The sequence below is a fragment of the Deltaproteobacteria bacterium RBG_16_64_85 genome (genome assembly GCA_001798885.1).
Classification (GTDB): Bacteria; Desulfobacterota; Deferrimicrobia; order Deferrimicrobiales; family Deferrimicrobiaceae; genus FEB-35.
Window position 1 is genome coordinate 1 of the sequence record MGQW01000067.1, and the last position, 7,023, is coordinate 7,023.

The window sequence follows — 7,023 nt, forward strand, 5'->3', positions numbered from 1 at the left end:
GGTCCGTCCGCAGCCCGCTCTTCCGGTCGAAGAACCGGAGATCGCTGCGCGAAACGGCGAAGGTGTAGGTCCGCCCGGTTTCGATGGGAAGGCTCATGCTCCCGGGAAGTCTCGATACGACGTGAAGCGCGTGCGATTTCTCCCCGACGTTTCCGTAGACGAGCCTCTCCGCGCCCAGGTACTCCGTCCAGGTCACCTCGAACGGGTACGTGACGACGCCGTTGGCTTCGTTCACGAGCTCGGCCGGCAGGAACGTCTCCGGGCGGAAACCCGTCAGGGTGTCGTCCTCCCCCAGGAGGTTCATGGGGGGCGAACCCACGAAGGTGGCCACGAAGGTGTCGGCGGGCCAATGGTAGATCTCCATGGGAGTCCCCACCTGCCGGATCTTTCCCTGGCTCATCACCACGATCCGGTCCCCGAGGCCCATCGCTTCCACTTGGTCGTGGGTGACATAGATGGTGGTCACCCCTACGCGTTTCTGGAACTGACGCAGCTCCTCCCTCGCCGAGGCGCGCAGGATGGCGTCCAGGTTGGAGAGGGGCTCGTCGAGGAGAAACACGCTCGGTTCCCGCACCATCGCCCGGGCCAGCGCCACCCGCTGCCGCTCTCCGCCGGAGAGCTGTCGGGGCTTCCGGTCGAGCAGCCGCTCGATCCCGAACATCCCCGCCGCCCATTCGACCTTCTTCCTGATGGCCGCCTTGTCCACCCCCCGGGTGCGAAGGGGGAAGGCGATGTTCTTGTAGACCGTCATGTGGGGATAGAGGGCGTAGCTCTGGAACACCATCGCGATGTTCCGCATTCTCGGCGGGAGGCCGGTGACCACCCGTTCGTCGATGAGGATGTCGCCGGAAGTCGGCTCCTCGATGCCCGCAACCATCCGGAGAAGGGTGGTCTTGCCGCAGCCCGAAGGCCCCAGGAGGACCAGGAACTCCCCCTCCACGGTATCGAGGTCCACGTGGTCGACCGCCCGAACGTCTCCGAACCGCTTCGAGATCGCACGTAGTTCAACCCGCGCCACGGTGCCCGCTTCCTCCCCGTCCGTTTCCGTTATGGTTCCGGCAGACGATTCGAACACGCGACGGGGGCGGGGATTCCCCCGCCCCCGCGCAACGCGCCTTGAAACTTACGTCTTTCCTCCCACGAGCCCTTTCTTCCGCCACTTGTCGAAGATCGCCTTGGTGAGAATCTCCGCCTGGGCAACCGCTTCCTCCGGTTTCATCCCCCGCGCGGCGTTGGCGAGCATGTTCGGCAGGATGAACGTGGCGAAGACCTCGCCTTCCGCCGGGTTCGCAGGCCCCGGGTACCCCATGTTGGTGCTCCACTTCTCCGCGTCCTTGAGCACCGCGAGCTTTCCCTTAACCTCTCCGGGGAGGGCGAAGGGGTCGTTGTCGAACCAGGCGTTGTGGAGATCCCGAAACTTCTTGGCTCCGGCCACAGCCGGGTAGCCGCGGTTGCCCGCGGGGATGGGGGCGTCGAAAAAGGCCGGGGAGTTGTACAGTTCGCTCGCGTACATCGCCTGGTCGTAGTTCGCCACCAGGTCCAGGAGGAACTTCTTCCCCGTGTCGGCGTTCTTGGAGTACTTGGGGATGATGTAATTGAAGATCACGTGCTCGCAGCTCAACCCCGTCCCCCGCGGCCCTTTCAGCGCCGGGGTGAAGTAGACGTCCTTGGCGATCTCGGGGACTTCCTTCTGCGCCGAGCGGTAGGCCGAGATGGAGTTCAGGATGTAGGATGCCCGGCCGGCGATGAGCGCCTGGTTGTTGGAGACGGCGGTCCAGGCGAAGACCTCGGGGACCATCGCCTCCTTGAACAGCCGGGCCATGTAGGCGGTAGCCTCGATGGTCTTCGGGTTGTTGAGGACGACGTTTTCATTCTCATCCTGGATGCTGGTGTCGTAGGACCAGAGCAGCCCCCGGGCCGCCATGTTGGAGTCGAGCTCCTGGGACAGGCCGATGCCGAGCTGGATCCCCTGGTCCTTCTTGATCTTGCCTCCGTAGGTGATGAGATCTTCCCACGTAACCGGCCCGTCCGGCTTGCCCGCCTTTTCCCACAGGCTCTTCCGGTAGTCCCCGGGATCGATCGTCCAGCCGGGAATGAAGCTGTAGAAGATCTTCGTGTTCGGGTTATACGAGCTTCTCTTGCAGAGGGGATGCATCTTGCCGAACCGCTTCTCGGCTTCCTTCACGACGTCGCTCAGGTCGAGTACGCTCGGCTCGAACTGGGACGGCGGGGCGACCCACTCGATCAGGTCGTGGCCCTGCCCCGCGGAGATTTCGGCCGCGGTGCGGGAAGGGATTTCGGCGAGCCCGATGTGGTCCACGGTGACGTTCACGCCGTTGGCCTGGCCCCAGTTCTTGGCATAGCCGTCGAACCACTCCTTGTCGAACCGGGGGACGAAGTGGGACCATACGAGGATCTTCAGTTCCTTGCCGGCGGCAACGCCGCGCCCCGGAAGCACGATCGCAGGCCCGATCCCCGCCGCGACCGCGCCGACGCCCGCTGCCTTTAGAAAATCACGTCTGGAAATAAGTCGTCGTTTTGACTTGCCCATCGCGCCCCCCTTCCTTTGGACCGAGGTTAGTGTCCGTCCCTTCTACGGTGGGAAACCATCCGAACGATTCCGGTATTTGCAATTCAATAAACCAGATGAGGGATAGTGTGTCAAGGTTGCCGGAAATTTTCAAACGGGGTTCCCGTATTGCCGGATTCCAGGCTGGCACGGACCGGTTTCCCCTTGCCGCTCATCCAAGGAGCATGAGAGGAAAACGGGGGAGACTCGCGAATCACAAGGTGTCGTCGGAGGAACTGCTCGCAGGGCTCCGCCAGTCCGTGGAGGGGCTGGCGGAAGACGGAGCGGACCGCGGCGACCTCAAGATCCTCGCCCGAGCCATGCGCGAACTCCGGTACTCGTTCCGGGTGTTCTCGGGGCTTAAGGGTTTTCGAAAGGTGACCGTATTCGGATCCGCGAGGTGCCGTGCCGGCTCCCCCGGCTATCGACAGGCGGTCGCCTTCGGAAGGGAGATGGCGCGGCGCGGCTGGCTGGTCATCACGGGCGGCGGGGAGGGGATCATGGAGGCAGCGCACGTCGGGGCGGGGCAGGAGATGGCGATGGGAATCAACATCCTGCTCCCCTTCGAGCAGCCGGATAATCCCGTGGTCGCAGGCGACTCGAAGCTCATTCACGTGAAGTATTTCTTCACCCGCAAGCTGCTGTTCGTCAAGGAGGCCGACGGCGTGGCGCTTTTCCCCGGGGGGTTCGGGACGCTCGACGAATCGTTCGAGGTACTGACCCTCCTGCAGACCGGGAAAAGCCGGCTGTTCCCGATCGTGCTCGTGGACGAGCCGGGGGGCGACTACTGGAGGCTGTGGAAGGAGTTCGTCGAGCATCACCTCCTCGGGCGGGGATGGATCTCGCCGGAGGACCTCGCGCTGTTCCGGGTCACCGACAACGCCTTCGAAGCGGCAGAGGAGATCCTGGGTTTCTACCGCGTCTACCACAGCATGCGGTACGTGGGCAAAGACCTCGTGTTCCGGCTTCGCCTTTCGCCCTCCGAGGCGGTCTTCTCCCGTCTCTGCGCCTCCTTTGGCGACATCGTCGATTCCGGGACGTTTCGCCTGGGCGCCGCACTGCCGGAAGAGGAGGACGAGCCCGAGCTCGCGGAGCTATCCCGGCTGATCTTCCGGTTCAACCGGAAGAGCTTCGGCCGGCTTCGCATGCTCGTCGACTTCCTGAACCGCGAGGCGGCCTGACGGGCCGCAAAGGTTTTCAGGGGATCTCTTCCCGCACGTCCATCGCGTCCCGCAGGCCATCCCCGATGAAATTGAATGCCATCACGGTGGCCATGATGGCCAGTCCGGGAACGGTGGCGATGTGCGGCGCGACGAAAAGGAAGTGCCTCCCCTCGTTGATCATCGCTCCCCAGGACGGGGCCGGCGGCGCGACGCCCAGGCCCAGGAAGCTTAGCCCCGCCTCCGCGACGATGGCGCGGGCGATCCCGAACGTGGCCTCCACGATGATGGGGGAGAGGGCGTTGGGGAGGATGTGCGCCAGGAGCAGCCGGAAGGGCGGGCTCCCTGCCGCCCGGGCCGACTGCACGAACTCCAGCTCCTTCACCTTCAGCACTTGCCCCCGGATGAGCCGGGCATATCCCACCCACCCCAGCAGGGAAAGGGCGATCAGCACATTGCGCAGGGAAGGCCCCAGGACCGCCGTGATCCCGATCGCCAGCAGGATCCCGGGAAACGCCAGCAGGATATCGGCCAGCCGCATGAACAGGTGATCCACCTTTCCAGCGAAGAAGCCGGACAGGGATCCCGCGAGGAGTCCGATCGCCAGCGAGATGGAGACCGTCCCGAGGCCGACGGCGACCGAGATGCGCGAGCCGTGAATCAGGCGGGAGAAGAGGTCCCGGCCCAGCTTGTCCTGTCCCAGCCAGTGGGAGGCGGAAGGACCGGATAATCCGGAATCGAGGTCCAGCGCGTTCGGATCGAAGGGGGAGAGCCACGGCGCGAGCAGCGCGACGAGGAGAAGCGCCGCCACCACGAAGAGGCCAGCCGTCGCCCCCCGGTGCCGGAGGAACCGCGCAGGAATGGTTTTACGGGAATGCACGTCAACCATACCGGATCCTCGGGTCGAGACGGGAATACAGGAGGTCCGTCGCCAGGTTCACGGCAACGGTGCACAGGGCGATGAAGAGAACGCACCCCTGGACGAGCGGGTAATCCCTCGCGTCGATCGCTTGTACCATCAGCCGGCCGATCCCCGGCCAGGAGAAGATCGTCTCGGTGATGATGCTCCCGGAGAGCAGCGCCCCGAACTGCAGCCCGAGAACGGTGAGCACCGGGATGGCCGAGTTTTTCAGGGCGTGGCGCAGGACGGTCGCCCGGCGGGACAGCCCTTTCGCGGCCGCCACGCGGACATACTCCTGCCGGATCTCCTCGAGGAGCGAGGAGCGCAGCATCCGCATCAGGATCGCCGCCATCCCCGTCCCCATGGTGAGCGCGGGAAGAACGAGGTGCCGCGAGGTTCCGAAACCCGCCACGGGGAAGAGTCCCAACCGGATGGAGAAGATGAGGATCAGCAGCGGCCCCAGCCAGAAATTGGGCATGGAGAGCCCCAGCATCGCCAGGAAGGCGGAGAGGTGGTCGAGCAGGGAATGCTGGCGCATCGCGGAGAGGATCCCCAGCGGTACGGCGATCAGGACCGCAACGAGAAGGGAAGCCGCGGCGAGCAGCAGGGTGGCGGGGAAGCGGGAAAGAATCTCGCGCAGCACCGGCTCGCGGCTGCGGAAGGAGACGCCCAGATCGCCCGTGGCCAGCCCGCCGAGAAACTCGACGTACTGTGCGGCGACCGGGCGGTCGAGCTTGAGCTCCCTGCGCAGCTCCTCCTTCTGCGCCGCCACTGCGCTCTCGCCCAGCATGATCTCGACGGGGTCGCCGGGGATGAGGTGGAGGAGGAGGAAAACGATCGTCACGACGCCGAAGACGACGGGAAACAGCTGCGCCAGGCGCGAGAGGAGATAGGTTCTCACGGCGCGGCCTTCCCCGTGGCGCCCCGGACCTGCCTGTCGATCCGCATTTCTTTTACCGACGTGTAGTCTTCATCGGGTGCAAGGGTGAACCCCGCGAGTTGCCGGTCCCGGAGGAGGAGGTTGCGATGGACCCAGAGGGGGAACACCGGCAGGTCGCGGAAAAGGAGAAGCTGGACCTTGCGGTAGATCTCCTTGCGCTTCGAACGCGAAAGTTCCCGGCGTCCCTCTTCGACGAGCCGGTCGAGCTCGGGATTTGCGTACCGGCCGCGGTTCGCTCCTTCCGGGGGGACCTGCGACGAATGGAAGGCGTAATGGAAGATGTCTGGATCCGCGATCCCCACCCAGGTGAGGCTGTAGAGCTGGAAATTCCCCTTCCGGATGTCCGAGAAGAAGGTCCCCCACTCGTGGGACTGGACCTCCACCGCGATGCCCACCTGACGCAGCTGTTCCTGGAGGACGGCGGCGATCCGGCGGCGCAGTTCGTTCTGCGATGTTTTGTAGGTCAGCGTGAAGCGGGGCTTCGGGCCGTCCCCGTCCGGATCGCGGTAGCCGGCAAGATCCAGGAGCCGATTCGCCTCCGCGGGATCATGCCGCAGCGGGGAAAGCTCCTCCGAATTAGCCCGGAAGCCCGGGGGAAGGATCGAATCGGCCAGGTCCGCGTGGCCCTTCCAGATCGCCCGTACGATCGCCTCCCGGTCGATGGCGAGCGCGATGGCGCGGCGCACCCGCACGTCCGAGAGGATCCGGTCCCGCAGGTTGAACCCGAGATAGGAGACGTTGCTTCCCGGCGCTTCTTCCATCACCAGGTTTTGGTTTTTCAGCGCCGCCGGAAGGAGATCCGGATCCACGCCGTTCAGGACGAAGTTGACGCTCCCTTTTTTCAGCTCGAGGAACCGGACGTTGCTGTCGGGAATGAATTTCACGATCACCTTGGCGATGGAGGGGGAGTGGTCGTAATACGCGCCGAACCGGGAAAGCGTGATCGCCTCGTCGGGCTGAAAATCATCGACCTTGTAAGGGCCCGCCCCCGGGACGGGTGTGTACCCGCGGGCCCCGGACCCCGCCGGGACGATCCCGCGGGCCATGCCGACGAGAAAGGGAGCGAACGGCTCCTTGAGATAAAACAAGACCGTGTGCGGGTCAGGTGCCTCGATCTTCAGGATTTTGTCGTACGTCGCCCGGTGCGGCGAACGGTTCCTCGGGTCGAGGATCCATTCGAACGTGTACCGAACGTCGGAGGAGGTGACTTCCCGTCCATCATGGAAGCGCGCGCCTTTACGAAGCCTGAATAGAATTTCCGTTGGCGATCTCTCTTCCCACGTTTCCGCCAGGTCGGCGAGCGGGTTTCCCGCAGCATCCCTCTTGATCAGGAAGGCGTGCGTCATCTGGAGGATCTGCTCGCCGTAGGCGTCGGTCGCGAGCCGCGGGTCGATGCTGGTCGGCGACCCGGGGAGGGCGATGACCAGCGTCCCCTCGTCGATCGGGAGCTTCG

6 protein-coding genes are annotated in these 7,023 nt (G+C 64.7%); 1 reads left to right on the forward strand and 5 read right to left on the reverse strand.

What is annotated here, in order from left to right; all coding sequences use genetic code 11:
* Together A2Z13_01090 and A2Z13_01095 are read right to left on the reverse strand one after the other, a co-directional pair.
* A partial coding sequence (locus A2Z13_01090; GenBank protein ID OGP77305.1) for an ABC transporter occupies positions 1 to 1,075 on the reverse strand: 1,075 nt, incomplete at its 3' end.
* Between the two features lie 48 nt (positions 1,076 to 1,123).
* Complete coding sequence (locus A2Z13_01095) at positions 1,124 to 2,551, reverse strand: hypothetical protein (protein ID OGP77306.1); 1,428 nt, start codon at positions 2,549 to 2,551, stop codon at positions 1,124 to 1,126.
* A 203-nt stretch (positions 2,552 to 2,754) separates the two neighbouring features.
* Between A2Z13_01095 and A2Z13_01100 the strand changes: the two genes are divergently transcribed.
* Positions 2,755 to 3,750 (forward strand): Rossman fold protein, TIGR00730 family, encoded by a 996-nt coding sequence (locus A2Z13_01100; protein OGP77307.1) that lies wholly within the window; start codon positions 2,755 to 2,757, stop codon positions 3,748 to 3,750.
* A 16-nt stretch (positions 3,751 to 3,766) separates the two neighbouring features.
* On the opposite strand, the gene A2Z13_01105 is transcribed toward A2Z13_01100, so the two are convergent.
* From A2Z13_01105 to A2Z13_01115, 3 genes are all read right to left on the reverse strand, one after another.
* On the reverse strand, positions 3,767 to 4,618 hold the full coding sequence (locus tag A2Z13_01105) for a hypothetical protein (GenBank protein ID OGP77308.1): 852 nt from the start codon (positions 4,616 to 4,618) through the stop codon (positions 3,767 to 3,769).
* The gene (locus A2Z13_01110; GenBank protein ID OGP77309.1) at positions 4,611 to 5,531 is read right to left on the reverse strand and encodes a hypothetical protein; all 921 of its coding nucleotides are present in this window, start codon (positions 5,529 to 5,531) and stop codon (positions 4,611 to 4,613) included. The genes A2Z13_01105 and A2Z13_01110 overlap by 8 nt, the downstream gene beginning before the upstream one ends.
* Positions 5,528 to 7,023 (reverse strand): hypothetical protein (locus A2Z13_01115; protein ID OGP77310.1); only part of this gene is annotated, 1,496 nt, incomplete at its 5' end. The genes A2Z13_01110 and A2Z13_01115, both read right to left, overlap by 4 nt.

Coding starts and splice junctions, on each gene's coding strand:
- A2Z13_01105 (OGP77308.1), bottom strand. CDS start 4,618: ATGGTTGACGTGCATTCCCGTAAAACCATTCCTGCGCGGTTCCTCCGG.
- A2Z13_01095 (OGP77306.1), bottom strand. CDS start 2,551: ATGGGCAAGTCAAAACGACGACTTATTTCCAGACGTGATTTTCTAAAG.
- A2Z13_01100 (OGP77307.1), top strand. CDS start 2,755: ATGAGAGGAAAACGGGGGAGACTCGCGAATCACAAGGTGTCGTCGGAG.